This window comes from Rathayibacter sp. AY1F4, assembly GCF_002931775.1.
Lineage (GTDB): Bacteria > Actinomycetota > Actinomycetes > Actinomycetales > Microbacteriaceae > Rathayibacter.
Window position 1 is genome coordinate 168,490 of the sequence record NZ_PSVE01000004.1, and the last position, 17,826, is coordinate 186,315.

Genomic DNA, 17,826 nt, shown 5'->3' on the forward strand with positions numbered 1-17,826 from the left:
CGTGCCGGACACCGCCGTCTGGCAGGATGCCCCCTGTGTCGGAGACGGGTCGGCTGCAGCGGGGCGGCACCCTCTCCGTGCTCCTCGTGTTCCTCCGCCTCGGGCTGACCTCGTTCGGCGGGCCGATCGCGCACCTCGGCTACTTCCGCGAGGAGTTCGTGGTGCGCCGCGGCTGGCTGACCGATCGCGCGTACGCCGACCTCGTCGCGCTCTGCCAGTTCCTCCCCGGACCCGCGTCCAGCCAGGTCGGGATGGCGGTCGGCCTGCAGCGCGCGGGACTCGCCGGACTCGTCGCCGCGTGGTGCGGATTCACGCTCCCCTCGGCGATCGCCCTTGTGCTCGTCGCCGGGCTCGTCGCCGGTGCGGGCGATGTCGCCTCCGCCGGCTGGCTCCTGGGCCTCCAGGCGGCGGCGGCCGCGGTCGTCGCGCAGGCCGTGCTCGGGATGGCGCGCTCGCTCGCACCGGACCGCCGCCGCGCGACGATCGCCGGCGCAGCGGCTGTCGCCGTCCTCCTCGCCCCGGAGCCCGCGCTGCAGGTGGCGGTGATCGCGGCTGCGGGCCTGGCCGGCGTCCTGTGGCTCCGCCGCGAGGAGGCGGCTCCGGACGAGGGCCCGGGGTTCGCGGTCCGGATCCCGACGGCGCTCGCGGTCTCGGCCCTCGCCCTCTGGGGGCTCCTCCTGGTCGGCCTCCCCCTGCTCGCCGCGCTCACCGGCGAGGGAGCGGCGGGTCTCGCCTCCGTCTTCTACCGGTCGGGCGCTCTGGTGTTCGGGGGCGGCCACGTCGTGCTGCCTCTGCTGGAGGCGCAGACGGTCGGCGCCGGCACGGTCGGGCAGAGCGAGTTCCTGGCCGGCTACGGCGCGGCGCAGGCGGTGCCGGGCCCGCTCTTCACCTTCTCCGCGTTCCTCGGCGCGGTGGGCGCGGGGCCGCCGGACGGCGTCGCGGGGGCGGCGATCGCGCTGGTCGCGATCTTCCTGCCGGGCGCTCTGCTCGTGGTCGGCGTGCTCCCGTTCTGGCAGCGGCTGCGGCACCTGCCGGTCGCGCAGAGGGCGCTGGCCGGCGTGAACGCCGGCGTGGTGGGACTGCTCGGCGGCGCCCTCTACGACCCGGTGCTGACCGAGGGCATCGGGTCGACCGGCGCTCTGGCGCTCGCGATCGGCGCCTTCGTGGCGCTGACGCGCTGGACCGTGCCCCCGTGGATCGTCGTCCTCGCCGCCGCGGGCCTCGGCGCCCTGCTCCTCTGACTCCCTCCGGGGACGACGATCCGGACCAGCCCTGGCAGTCTGGACGCATGAGGGCTCGGGGGACGACAGCGGCAGTGGCGACGACGGCAGCGGCGGGGCTCCTGCTGCTGGGCGGGTGCACCGCCGGCGGCGGGGCCGAGGCGGGCGCCACGGCGTCCGCGCCCGCCTCGCGGACGCCGAGACCCGCCATCACCGACCTGATCACTCCGAGCCCGACCCCCTCCGCTCCTGCGACCGCCGAGCCGGTCGGAACCGTCGTCGACGCCGGGCCGGTCGGCGAGGGAGTCCCCGCCACCGTCTCGGGCACCGGCCCGGCCGACGTGTCGTTCCAGCGGCAGGGCGAGTTCGCGGTCGTCCTGAGCCTGGACTGCTCGGCCTGCACCGGCACGGCGATCGTCACCGCCGCGGGCCGGATGACGCCCTTCGGCGAGGCCGCCGCCCCGATGACGGGGTCGTTCCTGACCGGGATCTTCCGCGACGACCCCGTCGAGCAGCAGGTGATCGTCCGAGCCGACGGGCCGTGGACGCTCGGCCTGCAGAGCTGGAACGACCTCGCGACGGTGAGCGGTGCGCAGTCCGGCACCGGCCCGGCCGTTCTGTTCTTCTCCGACGACGTCCCGCGCGTGACGGTCGACTACACGCCCGCGGGTCCGGACGACTCGTTCTCCGGCCGCGTGTTCACGACCTCCGATCAGCCGCAGCTGTTCGGCGACTCCGTCGCCTTCTCCGAGGTGTTCGAGGCCGACCTGCCCGGCGTCATGGCCGTCCAGACCGAGGGGACCTGGACCGTCACGCCGACGCCCTGACCCGGGTCGCGCCGGCCGCGGAGTCGGGGAACGGGCGCCCCTCGGCCCAGACCCGCTGCACGCGGAGCGATGCGTCGAGCAGGACGACGTCGGCGCGGTACCCGGGGGCCAGCAGGCCGAGGTCGCCACGGCCGAGCACGCGGGCGGGAACGGCGGTGAGGGCGGCGACGGACGCCTCCAGCCCGAGCCGGCCGGGCCCGACGGCCCGCCGCAGGGCCTCCTCCTGCGTGAGCGTGGATCCGGCGAGCACAGCGGTGCCCGCGAGCCGGGCGACTCCGCCGAGCACCTCGACGTCGAGCGGGCCGAGGCGGTGCGCTCCGTCGCCCGCCCCGGCCGCCGCCATCGCGTCGGTGACGAGCGCGATCCGCCCGGGAGCAGCCGCGAACGCGAGCCGCACCACCTCGATGTCCACGTGCCGGCCGTCGAGGATCAGCTCGAGCGCGACCCTCTCGTCTCCCAGGGCCACCGGGATCGGGCCCGGGGAGCGGTGGCCGATCCCGGGCATGGCGTTGAACGCGTGCGTGACCAGCCGGGCTCCGCGGTCGAACGCGGCCCGCGCCTGGTCGGCGTCCGCCTCGGTGTGGCCCACCGCGACCACCGTGCCGGCGCCGGCGAGCCGCTCCACCGCGGCGAGGGCTCCCGGCAGCTCGGGCGCGAGCGTGATCTGCGAGAGGCGTCCGCGGGCGGCGTCCAGCAGCCGGCCGACCGCGCCGGAGGAGGGGTGCACGAGAGCCGCGGGGTCGTGCGCTCCCCTGCGCGAGGGCGCGAGGAACGGGCCCTCGAGGTGCGCGCCGAGCACGAGCGGGTCGGCGGCCGCGAGGGCCGAGACCGCGTCCAGAGAGGACTCCAGCTGCTTCAGCGGCGCCGAGACCAGGCTGACCAGCGAGCGCGTGGTGCCGCGGGAGCGGTGCAGCGCGAGGCCCGCGCGGATCGCCTCCGCTCCTCCGTCGAAGCCGTGACCGCCCCCTCCGTGCACGTGGAGGTCGAGGAAGCCCGGGACAGCGGTGAGGCCCCGCGCGTCGTGCAGCTCCGCCCCCTCCGCCTGCGCCTGCCAGCCGGTGCCGGTGCCGGTCGCCGTGATCGCGCCGTCCCGCGCGAGGAGCCAGTGGTCCTCCACGGTCCCGGCCGCGTCGACCTTCCGTGCGCTGTGGATGATCAGCGCGGCGTGCGCCATGCGGTCGTCTCCTGGGTGTCGGTTCCGGATCGGCGGGGACTCCGCCCCCTCCCGACGATGGCACAGCCCTCGCCGGTCGCGCCGGTCCGACGCCGATCACTGCGCCACCCCGAACGCATTCCGCGCCTCCGCGTCACGAACAGGGACCTCGCGCGTCTCCTGTGCATGCCTGCCCTGGACCCCCGAACCCCCGCCCCCCGCCTCGCCGCCTCCCGCCGGCCGCTCGACGTCGTCGCCATCGCGGCGGCCGCCCTCGTCAACGAGCGCTACCTCGATCGGCGCTTCACCGTCCACCACCTCGCCGCCGAGCTGCGGATGCCCGCCCTGCTGCTGCGGCTGCGGTTCCGCCGCTGCTACGGGCTCGGCCTCGACGAGCACCTCGCCCTCCGCCGACTCGAGCTGGCCGCCGTCCTGATGGCGAGCACCCCCGTCGCTCTCGGCGGCCTCGACCGCATCGCCCGGGGCTCCGGCTACCGGGGCACCGCCGAGCTGGACCGCGACCACCGGAGGCACCGCCGGTCCTCCGCGCTGGCCGCCTGGTTCCGGGCCGCCCCGCGTCCCGAGCGCGAGCACCGACCCGGCACCCGGCCCGAGGAGGAGCTGCTCGCCGCAGCGCCGGGCGCCGCGACGCCGGCCCGCCCCAGCAGCATCCGCTCGGCACCGGTCACCCCGCTGAGGCGCCGCGCCTGAGCCCGGCCGCGGAGCGGTACAGTGCCACGATGCGCACCTCCGGAACCCGCCGATGACGGCCGTCCGCTACGTCGCGATCGGCGATTCCTTCACCGAGGGCGTCGGCGACGAGCGGCCGGACGGCACCCCGCGCGGCTGGGCCGATCTGACGGCCGCGGGATGGGCGGCGGCCACGGGCGAGCGGATCGAGTACGCCAATCTCGCGATCCGGGGCCGGCTCATCGCGCCGATCCTCGCCGAGCAGCTCGAGCCCGCGCTCGCCCTGGGACCGACCCACCTCTCCTTCAACGGAGGCGGCAACGACATGCTGCGCCCGCGCGCGGACATCGAGCGGATCGCCGACGCCTACCTCCGTGTGCTCGAGCGCTGCGACGAGCAGGGCGTCGTGCTGATCGCCCTGGCCGGCGCCGACCCGTCGCCGCGGCTCCCGCTCGGCTCGCTCATCCGCCGCCGCGGGGACGCGCTGACCGACGCCGTCCTGCGTCGGACGAGCCACCGGACCGACGTGGTCGTCGCCGACAACTGGCACGACCCCGCCTTCGCCGACCCGGAGCTGTGGTCGGAGGACCGCCTGCACCTCGGCCCGCGGGGGCACCGGCGGGTGGCCGACCGGGTTCTGCGGGCGCTCGGGCTCACGCCGCCCGCCGCGCTGCCCGACGCTCCCGAGGCCGCACTCCGGCGCGGCGGAACCGTGCAGTACTACCGGCAGCACGTCGCGCCGTGGGTGCAGCGCAGGCTCACCGGCACGTCCTCCGGGGACGGCCGCGCCGCGAAGTACGCGGGATTCGTGCCGATCGACCCGGTCTGACGCCTCCTCCGAGGAGCACGGCCCTCGTTCGACAGGCAGGGATCTCCCCTGAGGCGCTCAGCGGCGACCTCTCGTGGCCGCTCGACGGCGTCGAGCGCTCAGTGCCAGCCGTACCGCGCCGAGAGCACCCGGGCGACGGCGTCGTACCGAGCACGCTCCAGAGCTGCTCCTTCGCGGCGCATCCCGGCGGGGTGCACGCGGAACACGCGCTCCGGGTCGACCCAGCTGGGGCGCCCGTCCGGGTCCCAGCCGCCGGTGCCGACGGCCAGGTAGTCGGAGTGCTCCTTCGAGCTCAGCCGCACGGCGAGCACCGTCCCCGACTTCTCGACCGCGAGCACGAGCACCGGGCGGTCCTTGCCGCGGCCGTCGTCCTCCTCGTAGGGAACCCAGGTCCAGACGACCTCGCCCGGGTCCGGGTCGCCGTCGGGCGTGGGCGCGTAGCCCAGGCGGACCCCGCGGAGCCGCGACGGGTCGACCTCGACGGTGCGGCCCACCCCGCTCGCGCCCGGGGTCGGCGCCGTCGTGCTCAGGTACGGGCGCTGCGGGCGGGGCCCGGCGTCCGGCCGCGGGGCGACCGCGCGGCCGAGGAGTCGGAGGAGCAGGGACACGACCGAGCGCGAGGAGGGCACCCCGGAACCCTAGCCCGGATTCTCAGCCGCCCGCCCGCGGGGCGCGCCCGGCGGTCGCCCGTCCCGGACGCGCCGACGGGGTGCCGGCTCCGGAGAGCCGGCACCCCGTCGGGTGCTGCGGATTAGGGGGTCAGTCCGCCAGGACGTAGCCCGCCTCGCCGTGGATGGCCGTATCGATGCCGGCGATCTCGTCCTCGTTCTTCACGCGGAAGCCCATCGTCTTCTGGATGATCCAGCCGATGAGGAGCGTCATGACGAAGGAGTAGGCGAGGACAGTGAAGGCCGCGAGGGCCTGCTTGCCGAGCTGGCTCGCGTCGCCGGTGAGGAACAGGCCCACGCCGGTGCCGAAGAAGCCGATGTAGAGCGTTCCGATGAGGCCGCCGACCAGGTGCACGCCGACCACGTCGAGCGAGTCGTCGTAGCCGAGGCGGTACTTGAGGTCGATCGCCAGGGCGCAGACGGCGCCGGTGATGACGCCCAGGACGATCGCCCAGAACGGCGACAGGCTGGCGCACGCCGGGGTGATCGCGACGAGGCCCGCGACCGCGCCCGAGGCGGCGCCGATCGAGGTGGGCTTGCCGTCCTTGATCTTCTCGACGACGAGCCAGCCGAGGATCGCGGCGGCCGGAGCGGCGATGGTGTTCAGGAAGGCGACGGCCGCGATGCCGTCGGCGGCGAGCTCGGAGCCGGCGTTGAAGCCGAACCAGCCGAACCACAGGAGTCCGGCGCCCAGGAGCACGAACGGCGGGTTGTGCGGCTGGTGCGCGCCCTTGGTGAAGTTGACGCGCTTGCCGAGCACCAGGGCGAGGGCGAGGGCCGCCGCTCCGGCGTTGATGTGGACGGCGGTGCCGCCCGCGAAGTCGATCGCGCCGACGCCGTAGGCGATCCAGCCGCCGTCGACGACGGTGGCGTCGTCGCCGAGGGTGAAGTTGAAGACCCACGAGGCGACCGGGAAGTAGACGACGGTGGCCCAGACACCGGCGAAGACCATCCAGGCGCCGAACTTCGCGCGGTCCGCGATGGCGCCGGAGATGAGCGCGACGGTGATGATCGCGAACGTCGCCTGGAACGCGGCGAAGGCCAGCGTCGGGTAGGCCGACGTCTGCTCGCCGAGCGCGTCGTTGTAGATGCCCTGCAGGCCGATCTGGGCGGTGTCGATGCCGAGGACGCCGTCGATGCCGACGAAGGTGTCGGTCCCTGCGGGGCCGGACGGGCCGTTGCCGAACGCGATCGCGTAGCCGTACAGGACCCAGAGGACCCCGATGAGGCCCATGGCTCCGAAGCTGAGCATCATCATGCTGATGACGCTCTTCGCACGCACCAGGCCGCCGTAGAAGAAGGCGAGCCCGGGGGTCATGAGCAGGACCAGCGCGGCTGCGATGAGCAGGAACGCGGTATTGCCTTGATCCATTGTTGAACCTCTCGTGAGTGTGCAGAGAAAAGCCCGGAGCGAGGACGCTGCGTCGGAGCACGGCCTGGAGACACGCGGGTGTCGGGTCACCTCGGGTAGCCGACAGTCTGGTGGCGCGAGGTTTCGTCCCGTGAGGCACCGCGTTTCGCGGAGGTTACGGCCGAGGCCCCTGTGTAAAAAGCGCGTTACGGGGCGCTGGCGGACGGCACGACGACGACCCCGGGAACACCGGGAGGAGAGCGGATCCGCCCCTAGGAGCGGGGCGCCATCGAGGTGAGCGCGATGAGCCGCGACATCGACCGCAGGTACTTCTTGCGGTAGCCGCCGCTCAGCATGTCGCCGCCGAAGACCTCGTCGAGGGGCGTCCCGGAGGCGAGGACCGGGATCTGCGCGTCGTAGACCCGGTCGATGAAGGCCACGAGGCGCAGGGCGTCGGTCTGGTCGGTCAGAGCGGTGACGCCCCGGAGCACGATGGTGTCGACGCCGTCGATCACCTTGATGTAGCGGGAGGGGTGCACGGTGCCCAGGTGGTGCACGGCGTCCGCGAACGGGTCGTCGGTGACGACGGAGCCGGCGGGGGCGGCCGCGACGAGAGCGTCGATCTCCCCGTCGGTGCGCACCACGGCGTGGCCCTCGATGTCGCGGCGCCGGTAGTCGGTGCCGTCGATCCGCATCGTCTCGAAGTGGGCGGCCATCGACTGGATCTCGCGGAGGAAGTCCGCCGCGGCGAAGCGCCCCTCGCCCAGAGCGTTGGGCGGGGTGTTCGAGGTCGCGGCGATGCGGGTCCCGGAGGCGACGAGCTCGCCGAGGAGCCGCGTCATCAGCATCGTGTCGCCCGGGTCGTCCAGCTCGAACTCGTCGATGCACAGCAGCGCCGAGCCCTTGAGGAGCGAGACGGTCGCCGCGTAGCCGAGCGCGCCGACGAGCGCGGTGTACTCGATGAACGTCCCGAAGTAGGTGCGGCCCGGCACCGCGTGCCAGATCGCCGCGAGCAGATGGGTCTTGCCGACGCCGAAGCCGCCGTCGAGGTACACGCCCGGCTTGACCGCGGGGGCCTTCTTCCGGCCGAAGCCCAGGAAGCCGCCTCCGCCGCCCTTGGATCCGCCGCCGGCGGCGAACGCGCGGAGAGCCTCCACCGCGTCGGCCTGCGAGGGGTACTCCGGGTCGGGACGGTAGCTCTCGAAGGTGGCGCCCTCGAACTGGCGCGGGGGCACCAGCGTCGACGCGATCTCGTGCCCGCTGATCTGGGGCGAGCGGGCGGTCAGGCTGCTCGTCGATCGGACGTCGTCGGGGCTCACTCGCGTCTCGCATCCTGCGCACGGCGGGGGTCCGTGCGCTCAGTGGCGGCGGCCGCACCGGGCACGGAGCCGCCGCGGTTCTGTGTCGAACTCTTACGGCGCCCTCCGTGCGGCGTCGTCCGCGGACGCGTACTGTCGCTGAAGGGCGGGCTCCAGCGTAGCCCGCCGTGGAATCACGCCCGCGCTCCGCGCACCATCCTGGAGGTCCTCCTTGTCCGTCGAAACCGATCCGTCGCCGAAGTTCGCCTCCTACGCGCACCCCGAACGGCTCGTCAGCGCCGACTGGCTCGAGCAGCGCCTCGGCACTCCCGGTCTCGTCGTCGTCGAGTCCGACGAGGACGTCCTGCTCTACGAGACCGGTCACATCCCCGGCTCCGTCAAGATCGACTGGCACACCGACCTCAACGACCCGGTGCAGCGCGACTACATCGACGGGGCCGCGTTCGCCGCGCTCGTCGGCGGCAAGGGCATCGCCCGCGACACCACCGTCGTCGTCTACGGCGACAAGAACAACTGGTGGGCCGCCTACGCGCTCTGGGTCTTCACCCTCTTCGGCCACGAGGACGTCCGTCTGCTCGACGGCGGCCGCGACAAGTGGCTCGCGGAGGGCCGCCCGACGACCACGGACGCCTCCTCCCCGGAGCCCGCCGAGTACCCGGTCGTCGAGCGCAGCGATGCCGAGATCCGCGCCTTCAAGGACGACGTCCTCGCGCACTTCGGCAACCCGCTGATCGACGTCCGCTCCCCGGAGGAGTTCACCGGGCAGCGCACCACGGCGCCGGCCTACCCGGAGGAGGGCGCCCTGCGCGCCGGTCACATCCCCAGCGCGCAGAACGTGCCCTGGGGCAGGGCCGCCGCCGAGGACGGCACCTTCCGCCCCCTCGACGAGCTGAACGGCATCTACCGCGAGGGCGCGGGGCTGAAGGACGGCGACTCCGTCATCGCCTACTGCCGGATCGGCGAGCGCTCCGCCCACACCTGGTTCGTGCTGACCCACCTCCTCGGCTTCGAGGGCGTCCGCAACTACGACGGCTCCTGGACCGAGTGGGGCAGCGCCGTCCGCGTCCCGATCGTGCAGGGCGCCGAGCCCGGCGAGGCCCCCGCGGCCCGCTGACGCGTCACGACGGAGGCCGGGAGCGCCGATCCGCCCGTCGACGGGCCGGATCCGGGCTCCCGGCCTCCGCTGCGACCGCCCGCCGCCCCTCCCCCGATGAGACACTGGACCGGATGACCGACACCACGCTCCCCGACGCTCTGCGCGACATCCGCGAGGAGTTCCTCGCCCTCGAGAAGCCGGAGCGCCTGCAGCTCCTGCTCGAGTTCTCGAACGAGCTCCCCGACCTGCCCGAGCGCTACCGCGACCACCCGGACCTCTTCGAGCGCGTGGAGGAGTGCCAGGCGCCGGTCTTCATCGTCGTCGACGTCGACGGCGGGATCGTGCACCTGCACGCCACTGCTCCCCGCGAGGCGCCCACGACGCGCGGCTTCGCGTCGATCCTGGCGCAGGGCCTGGCCGGACTCACCCCCGAGCAGGTGCTCGCCGTCCCCGACGACTTCCCGCAGACCATCGGCCTCTCGGAGGCGGTCTCGCCGCTGCGCCTGCGCGGCATGACCGCGCTGCTCGGCCGCACCAAGCGGCAGGTCCGCGCGCACCTGGCCGCATGATCCTCCGGCCGCTCGTCCCCGCCGGTCCGCCGATCGTGATCGGAGAGGAGGGCGCGCGAGCGGCGGTCGCGGACGCCTGGCGTCCCGACGAGGCGGTGCGCGTGCGCCTGAACATGATCGCGAGCGTCACCGGCTCCAGCACCGGCTCCGACGGCACCAGCGAGACGCTCACCAACCGCGTCGACCGCACGATCCTCGGAGTGGTCCGCGAGCAGGCTGACGTCGTCCTCGTCGGAGCCGCCAGCGTCCGCGCCGAGGGCTACCGCGTCCCCCGGCGGGTCCCGCTCGCCGTCGTCTCCGCCACGGGCGATCTCGCCGGGCACCGCCTGGAGCTGCAGGAGGGCTCCCGGGTCCTGCTGCTGGTGCCGGAGTCGCGCGGCGCGGTGGAGGGGCTCCCCGCCGGCGTCGAGGTCGTCCCGGTCCCGTCCTCCTCGGAGCGGATCGGCGTCGACGAGCTCCTGGAGGCTCTCGCCGGGCTCGGCCTGCACCGCGTCGTCTGCGAGGGCGGCGCCTCGCTCTCGGGCCAGTTCCTCGCCTCGGGCCGGGTCGACGAGCTGTGCCTCACCACCTCGCCGCGCGTCGTCCTGCCGGGCCTCCCGGTCGCGACGGGCACGGCCGTCGTCGACGACGCCTACTCCCTGACGCTGCTGGCCGCGGACGATTCCGGGGCCGTCTACGCCCGCTGGAGCCGCACGCGCTGAGAGCCGCCCACTCGGCGTGCCTCCGCGTCCCGGGCGCGTCGGAACCCTAGTCTGCGATCGTGCCCGAATTCCCAGCGTCGTCCCAGCTCCCCGAGGAGTTCCGGGTCGCGACGGAGTCGATCCGCGCCGCTGCCACGCGCGCCGAGCTCACCGTGTCCGAGATCGCCTCGCCGTCGGGTCTCGCGCCCTGGGCCCTCGCCCTGTCGGGCGACGTCGCGCCGCACGCGCACGGACGCGACTCCGAGCTGGGCACGGGGCGCTTCATCCTGCTCTACGACCCCGAGGAGCCCGAGCAGTGGGGCGGCCCCTTCCGTGTCGTCTGCTTCGCCCAGGCCCCGCTCGAGGTCGAGATCGGCACCGATCCGTTCCTCGCCGAGGTCGCCTGGTCCTGGCTCATCGACGCCCTCGGGGCGCGGGGCGCCTCCTATTCCGCCGCGTCCGGCACGGCGACCAAGGTGCTCTCCACCGGCTTCGGCGAGCTGGCCGCTCAGGGGGACGGTGCGCAGATCGAGATCCGCGCCTCCTGGAGCCCGGATGATGCGCAGCTCGCCGCTCACGTGGAAGGGTGGGGGGAGCTGTTGTGCATGCTCGCGGGTCTCCCGCCCGTATCGAGCGACGGTGTGACCCCGCTCGCCTTCCGACGGAACAACCGTGACTGATTACCGTGTCCTCTCCACGCCCGACGAGTTCCTCGCCGCGGTCGACGCCCTCGCCGCCGGCGAGGGCCCCGTCGCCGTCGACGCCGAGCGCGCCTCGGGCTTCACCTACTCGCAGCGCGCGTACCTGATCCAGGTCTACCGGCGCGGCGCCGGCGCGTTCCTCTTCGATCCCCCCGCCATCGGCCGGATGGACGCCCTGCAGGCGGTCATCGGGCAGGAGGAGTGGGTCCTCCACGCCGCCAGCCAGGATCTCGCCTGCCTGCGCGAGGTGGGCCTGGACCCGGTGCGGATCTTCGACACCGAGCTCGCCGCCCGGCTCCTCGGACTGCCCAAGGTGGGCCTCGGCGCCGTCGTCGAGGACCTCCTCGGCATCCACCTGGCCAAGGAGCACTCGGCCGCCGACTGGTCGACCCGCCCCCTCCCCCAGAGCTGGCTCGTCTACGCCGCGAAGGACGTGGAGCTCCTCGTCGACCTCCGCGACCGCATGGAGGAGATGCTCATCGCCGCGCGGAAGACGCGCATCGCCCGCGAGGAGTTCGAGGCGACGCTCGCGCGCGCCCCGAAGGTGGTCCCGCCGGATCCGTGGCGCCGCCTCTCCGGCATGCACTCGCTCCGCGGCCCGCGCCCCCTCGCCGTGGCGCGCGAGCTCTGGCTGGCCCGGGACGCGTTCGCCCGCGAGCGCGACATCGCTCCCGGCCGCCTGATCCCCGACTCCTCGATCATCGCGGTCGCCCGCAACATCCCGACCAGCATCGGCCAGCTCTCGGGCCGCCGCGACTTCACCGGCCGCGCCAGCCGCGGCGAGGTCGAGCGCTGGTGGGCCGCGATCGAGCGCGGGACGACGACCGAGGACCTGCCGAGCCCGACCCGCCCGGCCGCCGACACGCTCCCCCCTCCCCGCGCGTGGGGCGATCGCAACCCGGCCGCCGACGCGCGCCTGAAGGCGGGACGCGCCGTGGTCACCGAGATCGCCGAGCTGCTCTCGCTCCCGGTCGAGAACCTGCTCACGCCGGAGCTGCTGCGCCGGGTGGCCTGGAACCCGCCCGAGCCGCTGACCGCGGAGTCGGTCGCCGCGGAGCTCACCCGTGCCGGCGCCCGCGCCTGGCAGGTCGAGGCCACATCGGGCTCGATCGCCACCGCGTTTGTCGAAGCGGCCCAAGCGCCGGCCGAGGGCACCGAAACCCCTTCGTAGGAAGCGGCAAAGGATTCCGGCTGCGCGGTGCCGGTTCCTACGATCGACGGCGACCGTGAGTTCCTGGGAGGCATTGTGGCCGAGAGATCCGAAGTCGTGTTCGTCGACGGAGTCCGTACTCCGTTCGGGCGTGCCGGCGAGAAGGGCATGTACTGGCAGACCCGAGCCGACGACCTCGTCGTCAAGGCGATGATCGGTCTGCTGGAGCGGAACGGCGCGCTGCCGAAGGAGCGGGTGGACGAGGTGGCGATCGCCGCCACCACCCAGCAGGGCGACCAGGGCCTGACCCTCGGCCGCACGGCGGCGCTGCTCGCAGGGCTGCCGAAGTCGGTGCCCGGCTTCGCCATCGACCGCATGTGCGCCGGAGCGATGACCTCGGTCACCGCGACCGCGGGCGGCATCGCGTTCGGCGCCTACGACGTGGTCCTCGCCGGCGGCGTGGAGCACATGGGCCGGCACCCGATGGGCTTCGGCGCCGACCCCAACCCGCGCTTCCTCTCGGAGCGCCTCGTCGGCGAGGACGCGCTCAACATGGGCCGCACGGCGGAGCGGATCCACGACCGCTTCCCGCACCTGACGAAGGAGCGCGCCGACCACTACGCCCTGCGGAGCCAGCAGAAGCTCGCCGCCGCGTACGCCGCCGGCAGCATCCAGCCGGACCTCGTCCCCGTCGCCACGCGCAGTGCCGCGGGCTGGGGCCTCGCGACCGCCGATGAGGCACCGCGCCCTGAGACGACCCTCGAGGGCCTCGCGGGCCTGCGGACCCCGTTCCGCCCCCACGGCCGGGTGACCGCGGGCAACTCCTCCGGCCTCAACGACGGGGCGACGGTGTCGCTCCTGGCCGGCGCCGAGGCCGCGCAGGAGCTGGGCCTGTCCGCGAAGATGCGGATGGTGAGCTTCGCGTACGCCGGCGTCGAGCCTGAGATCATGGGCATCGGCCCGGTCCCCTCGACCGAGAAGGCGCTCCGCAAGGCGGGCCTGGGCATCGAGGACATCGGGCTCTTCGAGCTCAACGAGGCGTTCGCCGTGCAGGTGCTCTCCTTCCTCGACCACTTCGGCCTCGACGACGACGACCCGCGCGTCAACGAGTACGGCGGAGCGATCGCGATCGGCCACCCGCTCGCCTCCTCCGGGGTCCGGCTGATGATCCAGCTGGCCCGGCAGTTCGAGTCGCACCCCGAGGTCCGCTTCGGCGTGACGGCCCTCTGCGTCGGCCTCGGCCAGGGCGGCACGGTGATCTGGGAGAACCCGCACTACGACGGCAAGCGCGGACGACGGAAGGGACGCTGACCCATGCTCGACGGATTCGAGAACCTCGTGGACCTCGCCGAGGGCGAGGTCGTCACCCACTCCTACGTCCGCGACGTGCCGCTGCCCAGCGGCCGCGCGCTCGCCCTGATCACGCTCGACAACGACCGCGACCACACCCGCCCCAACACCTTCGGGCCGGCGTCGCTCTTCGAGCTGGCGGACGTCCTCCTGACGCAGAAGGAGCGCGCCTCGCGCGGCGAGATCCAGGCGGTCGGCATCACCGGCAAGCCGTTCATCCTCGCCGCGGGAGCCGACCTCAGCAAGGTCGGGGCCGTCCCGAGCCGTGAGCTCGGCCGCCAGCTGGCGCGCCTGGGCCACCGCACGCTGGGGATGCTGGCCGAGCTGGGCGTGCCGTCCTTCGCCTTCATCAACGGCCTCGCCCTGGGCGGCGGCACCGAGATCGGCCTGAACGCCGACTACCGCACGGTCGACTCCTCCATCCCCGCGCTCGGGCTCCCCGAGGTCTTCCTCGGCATCATCCCCGGCTGGGGCGGCGCGTGGCTCCTGCCGAACCTGATCGGCATCGAGAACGCCCTCAAGGTCGTCGTCGAGAACCCGCTCAAGAACAACCGCACGCTCAAGGGCCAGGAGGTGTTCGACCTCGGCATCGCCGACGCGATCTTCCCGCCCGCCGCCTTCCTCGAGGACTCGCTCCGCTGGGCCGACGGCGTGATCGGCGGCTCCGTGAAGGTGGAGCGGCCGAACGCGCCCGGCAAGCTGGAGCGGCTGGTCAAGTGGGACGTCGCGATCTCGATCGCGCGCAAGCAGCTGGAGTCGCGGATCGGCACGGTCGCGGCGTCTCCGTACCGCGCGCTGGAGCTGCTCAAGGCCGCGAAGAACACCACGCGCGAGGAGGGCTTCGCCGCCGAGGACGAGGCGCTGGCCGACCTGATCTCGGGCGACCAGTTCCGTGCGAGCATCTACGCGTTCGATCTGGTGCAGAAGCGCGCCAAGCGTCCCGCGGGAGCGCCCGACAGGGCGCTGGCCAAGCCCGTCACCAAGGTCGGGGTCGTCGGCGCGGGCCTCATGGCCTCGCAGTTCGCGTTGCTCTTCCTCCGCCGCCTCCAGGTGCCGGTGGTCATCACCGACCTCGACCAGGAGCGGGTCGACAAGGGCGTCGCGGGCATCCGCGCCGAGATCGACGCGCTGCTGGCGAAGGGACGCGTCTCCCCCGACGACGCGAACCGCCTCCGCGCGCTGATCACCGGCACGACCGACCGCTCCGACTTCGCCGACGCCGACTGGGTGATCGAGGCGGTCTTCGAGGAGCTGTCGGTGAAGCAGGAGGTGTTCGCCGACATCGAGCGCTACGTCTCGCCCACGGCGGTGCTCGCGACCAACACCTCGTCCCTCTCCGTCGAGCGCATCGGCGAGCGGCTGGCGCACCCGGAGCGCCTCGTCGGCTTCCACTTCTTCAACCCGGTCGCGGTCATGCCGCTGATCGAGGTGGTCCGGACACCGCACACCGACGACGAGACCCTCTCGACGGCGATGGTCACCGCCGCGAAGCTCAAGAAGAACGCCGTCATCACGCGAGACACGCCGGGCTTCGTGGTGAACCGCGTGCTGGCGAAGGTCCTGGGCGAGGCGATGCACGCGGTCGACACGGGCACTCCCTTCGAGATCGTCGAGCAGTCGCTGGCTCCGTTCGGCCTGCCGATGACGCCGTTCGAGCTGCTCGAGCTGGTGGGCCTCAAGGTCGGCGCGCACGTGCTCGACACCCACCACGCCGCGTTCCCCGACCGCTTCTTCGACAGCCCCAACCTGCACCGCCTCGCCGAGCTCGGCCACGTCTTCGAGCGAGACGCGAAGGGGCGGGTGAAGGGCGTCGACAAGCGCGCTGTCGCGATCGTCGCCGGCGGCACGGAGCCGATGACGGCCGAGCAGCTGCGGCTGCGCGTCGAGACGGGTCTCGCGGACGAGGTCAAGCGGATGCTGGACGACGACGTCGTGCACGCCGCCGAGGACATCGACCTCTGCCTGATCCTGGGCGCGGGCTACCCGTTCCAGATGGGCGGGCTCACGCCCTACCTCGACCGGGTCGGCGCGAGCGAGCGGGCGTTCGGGGACACGTTCCACCACCCCGCCATCCGCGGCGTCGACTGAGGCCGAGTGCAGTGACGCGGAAGGGGCGCCGGATCGGATCCGGCGCCCCTTCCGCGCGTCGCCTGCGGCACGGGTCCCGACGGACGATCAGTCGCTGCGGGCGTCGTCCCGGGCCTCGACCTCGTCCGGGAGCGGGCGGGCGACCGGGATCTTGCTGCCCAGCACCTGCGCGACGACGTCGCGGGCGATGTGCTGGGGAGTGAGCCCGACGTCCTCGAGGATCTCCTCGCGCTTGGCGTGGTCGAGGAACTGGTCGGGCAGCCCGAGCTCGGTCACCGCGGTGTCCACGCCGGCCTCGCGCAGGTCCTGGCGGATGCGTGTGCCGATCCCGCCGACGCGCACCCCGTCCTCGATCGAGACGACGATGCGGTGCTCGCGGGCGAGCTCGATGATGCTGGTCGGCACGGGCACGACCCAGCGGGGGTCGACGACGGTGGCTCCGATGCCCTGGGCCGCGAGCCGCTGGGCGACCTCGAGACCCATCGCGGCCATCGGCCCGACCGTGACCAGCAGCACGTCCTTGCGCTCGGTGCGGGCGAGCACGTCGACCCCGTCGCCGAGGCGCTCGACGGCGTCGATCTCGTCGCCGACGCTCCCCTTCGAGAAGCGCACCACGGTCGGCGCGTCGGTGACGCCGACGGCCTCGCGCAGCTCCTCGCGCAGGCGCATGGAGTCGCGCGGAGCGGCGAGGCGGATGTTCGGGACGACCTGCAGGATCGCCAGATCCCACATGCCGTGGTGGCTCGGACCGTCGGGTCCGGTGACTCCGGCGCGGTCCAGCACGAAGGTGACGCCCGCGCGGTGCAGCGCGACGTCCATCAGCACCTGGTCGAAGGCGCGGTTCACGAAGGTGGCGTACAGCGCGACGACCGGATGCAGCCCTCCGAACGCGAGACCGGCGGCCGAGGTCACGGCGTGCTGCTCCGCGATGCCGACGTCGAAGACGCGCTCCGGGTACTTCTCGGCGAGGCGGTCGAGACCGACGGGCCGGAGCATGGCGGCCGTGATGCCGACGATCGTCGGGTCCTCGTCGGCCAGCGTGACGATCTCCTCGGCGAACACCGAGGTCCACGAGCGGGCCCCGGCCGCGCTCAGCGGCTCGCCCGTCTCGGGGTCGATCTGCCCGACGGCGTGGAACTGGTCGGCGAGGTCGTGCACGGCCGGACCGAAGCCCTTGCCCTTCTGGGTGATCGCGTGCACGATGACCGGCTGGCCGTAGTCCTTCGCCTGCTGGAGTGCCTCCTCCATCGCTGTCAGGTCGTGTCCGTCGATCGGCCCCAGGTACTTGATGTCGAGGTTGGAGTAGAGCGCCTCGTTGTTGATGAAGCGGCTGAGGAAGCCGTGGAGGCCGCCGCGCACGCCGCGGTAGACGGCGGCGGCGGGGCCGCCCAGCCGCTCCGAGACGGCCCGGGAGCCGCGGTGCATCGTGCGGTAGGTCGGCCGCGTGCGGACGCCGTTGAGGAAGCGGGCCATGCCGCCGATGGTCGGGGCGTAGGAGCGCCCGTTGTCGTTGACCACGATGACCAGCCCGCGGGAGTTGTCGTCGCTGATGTTGTTCAGCGCCTCCCAGGTCATGCCGCCGGTGAGGGCGCCGTCGCCCACGACCGCGACGACGTGGCGGTCGGTCTGGCCGGTCATCGTGAAGGCGCGGGAGATGCCGTCCGCCCAGGACAGCGAGCTGGAGGCGTGCGAGCTCTCGACGATGTCGTGCGGCGACTCCCTCCGCTGCGGGTAGCCGGCGAGGCCGCCGCGCTGCCGGAGCTTCGAGAAGTCCTGGCGACCGGTGAGCAGCTTGTGGACGTAGGACTGGTGGCCGGTGTCGAACACGATCGCGTCGTGCGGCGAGTCGAAGACCCGGTGGATCGCGATGGTCGTCTCGACGACGCCGAGGTTCGGGCCCAGGTGGCCCCCGGTCTTCGAGACCTCGCGCACGAGGAAGTCGCGGATCTCCTGCGCCAGCGTCTCGAGCTCGGCCGCGGTCAGGCGATCGAGATCGCGAGGACCGCCGATGGTCTCGAGAACAGCCATGCGCGCCGCCTTCCGGGGTCGTGAACGAGGTGGGGACGTCTCCCGAGTCTACGCACGGGGCCCCCGGGAACGCGTGTGCGCCTCCCCCGCAGGGAAGGCGCACACGT

At 73.5% G+C, this 17,826-nt stretch carries 16 protein-coding genes; 11 read left to right on the plus strand and 5 right to left on the minus strand.

Annotated features, from left to right (window positions below; all coding sequences use genetic code 11):
• Window positions 1–26: 26 nt before the first annotated feature.
• Together chrA and C5C59_RS03665 are read left to right on the plus strand one after the other, a co-directional pair.
• Window positions 27–1,241: a chromate efflux transporter gene (gene chrA, locus C5C59_RS03660; RefSeq protein WP_104237432.1), complete on the plus strand. Its 1,215-nt coding sequence runs from the start codon at window positions 27–29 to the stop codon at window positions 1,239–1,241.
• Window positions 1,242–1,315: 74 nt separating this feature from the next.
• Entirely contained in the window at window positions 1,316–2,047 is a 732-nt protein-coding gene (locus C5C59_RS03665; RefSeq protein WP_104225243.1) for a hypothetical protein, read from the plus strand.
• Here C5C59_RS03665 and C5C59_RS03670 read toward each other — a convergent pair.
• On the minus strand, window positions 2,031–3,221 hold the full coding sequence (locus C5C59_RS03670) for an N-acetylglucosamine-6-phosphate deacetylase (protein ID WP_104237431.1): 1,191 nt from the start codon (window positions 3,219–3,221) through the stop codon (window positions 2,031–2,033). The genes C5C59_RS03665 and C5C59_RS03670 overlap by 17 nt on opposite strands.
• 165 nt (window positions 3,222–3,386) lie before the next feature.
• Here C5C59_RS03670 and C5C59_RS03675 point away from each other — a divergent pair, with 165 nt between their 5' ends.
• Window positions 3,387–3,911 (plus strand): hypothetical protein, encoded by a 525-nt coding sequence (locus C5C59_RS03675; protein ID WP_104251220.1) that lies wholly within the window; start codon window positions 3,387–3,389, stop codon window positions 3,909–3,911.
• Between the two features lie 52 nt (window positions 3,912–3,963).
• Window positions 3,964–4,719, plus strand: coding sequence for an SGNH/GDSL hydrolase family protein (locus tag C5C59_RS03680; protein WP_104238766.1), 756 nt, complete (start codon window positions 3,964–3,966; stop codon window positions 4,717–4,719).
• Window positions 4,720–4,817: 98 nt separating this feature from the next.
• On the opposite strand, the gene C5C59_RS03685 is transcribed toward C5C59_RS03680, so the two are convergent.
• The 3 genes from C5C59_RS03685 to zapE form a co-directional block, all read right to left on the minus strand.
• The gene (locus tag C5C59_RS03685; protein WP_167299028.1) at window positions 4,818–5,348 is read right to left on the minus strand and encodes a type II toxin-antitoxin system PemK/MazF family toxin; all 531 of its coding nucleotides are present in this window, start codon (window positions 5,346–5,348) and stop codon (window positions 4,818–4,820) included.
• Between the two features lie 130 nt (window positions 5,349–5,478).
• On the minus strand, window positions 5,479–6,759 hold the full coding sequence (locus C5C59_RS03690) for an ammonium transporter (RefSeq protein WP_104222080.1): 1,281 nt from the start codon (window positions 6,757–6,759) through the stop codon (window positions 5,479–5,481).
• Window positions 6,760–7,010: 251 nt separating this feature from the next.
• Window positions 7,011–8,057, minus strand: a complete 1,047-nt coding sequence (gene zapE / locus C5C59_RS03695; RefSeq protein WP_104238765.1) for a cell division protein ZapE — start codon at window positions 8,055–8,057, stop codon at window positions 7,011–7,013.
• Between the two features lie 211 nt (window positions 8,058–8,268).
• Here zapE and C5C59_RS03700 point away from each other — a divergent pair, with 211 nt between their 5' ends.
• The 7 genes from C5C59_RS03700 to C5C59_RS03730 all read left to right on the plus strand — a co-directional run bounded on the left by C5C59_RS03700 (window position 8,269) and on the right by C5C59_RS03730 (window position 15,691).
• Window positions 8,269–9,171 (plus strand): sulfurtransferase, encoded by a 903-nt coding sequence (locus C5C59_RS03700; RefSeq protein WP_104232576.1) that lies wholly within the window; start codon window positions 8,269–8,271, stop codon window positions 9,169–9,171.
• A 113-nt stretch (window positions 9,172–9,284) separates the two neighbouring features.
• The gene (locus C5C59_RS03705; RefSeq protein WP_104238764.1) at window positions 9,285–9,722 is read left to right on the plus strand and encodes a SufE family protein; all 438 of its coding nucleotides are present in this window, start codon (window positions 9,285–9,287) and stop codon (window positions 9,720–9,722) included.
• Window positions 9,719–10,423, plus strand: coding sequence for a dihydrofolate reductase family protein (locus tag C5C59_RS03710; protein ID WP_104238763.1), 705 nt, complete (start codon window positions 9,719–9,721; stop codon window positions 10,421–10,423). The genes C5C59_RS03705 and C5C59_RS03710 overlap by 4 nt, the downstream gene beginning before the upstream one ends.
• A gap of 59 nt (window positions 10,424–10,482) precedes the next feature.
• Window positions 10,483–11,082 carry a DUF3000 domain-containing protein gene (locus C5C59_RS03715; RefSeq protein WP_104222090.1) on the plus strand — a complete coding sequence of 200 codons (600 nt, stop codon included), beginning with the start codon at window positions 10,483–10,485 and terminating at the stop codon, window positions 11,080–11,082.
• The gene (locus C5C59_RS03720) at window positions 11,075–12,274 is read left to right on the plus strand and encodes a ribonuclease D (protein ID WP_104238762.1); all 1,200 of its coding nucleotides are present in this window, start codon (window positions 11,075–11,077) and stop codon (window positions 12,272–12,274) included. Before C5C59_RS03715 ends, C5C59_RS03720 begins: the two co-directional genes overlap by 8 nt.
• 75 nt (window positions 12,275–12,349) lie before the next feature.
• Window positions 12,350–13,564, plus strand: a complete 1,215-nt coding sequence (locus C5C59_RS03725) for a thiolase family protein (RefSeq protein WP_104238761.1) — start codon at window positions 12,350–12,352, stop codon at window positions 13,562–13,564.
• 3 nt (window positions 13,565–13,567) lie between these two features.
• Window positions 13,568–15,691 carry a 3-hydroxyacyl-CoA dehydrogenase NAD-binding domain-containing protein gene (locus C5C59_RS03730; protein ID WP_104238760.1) on the plus strand — a complete coding sequence of 708 codons (2,124 nt, stop codon included), beginning with the start codon at window positions 13,568–13,570 and terminating at the stop codon, window positions 15,689–15,691.
• 87 nt (window positions 15,692–15,778) lie between these two features.
• Here C5C59_RS03730 and dxs read toward each other — a convergent pair whose 3' ends face one another.
• Entirely contained in the window at window positions 15,779–17,719 is a 1,941-nt protein-coding gene (gene dxs, locus C5C59_RS03735; protein WP_104238759.1) for a 1-deoxy-D-xylulose-5-phosphate synthase, read from the minus strand.
• Window positions 17,720–17,826 lie beyond the last annotated feature (107 nt).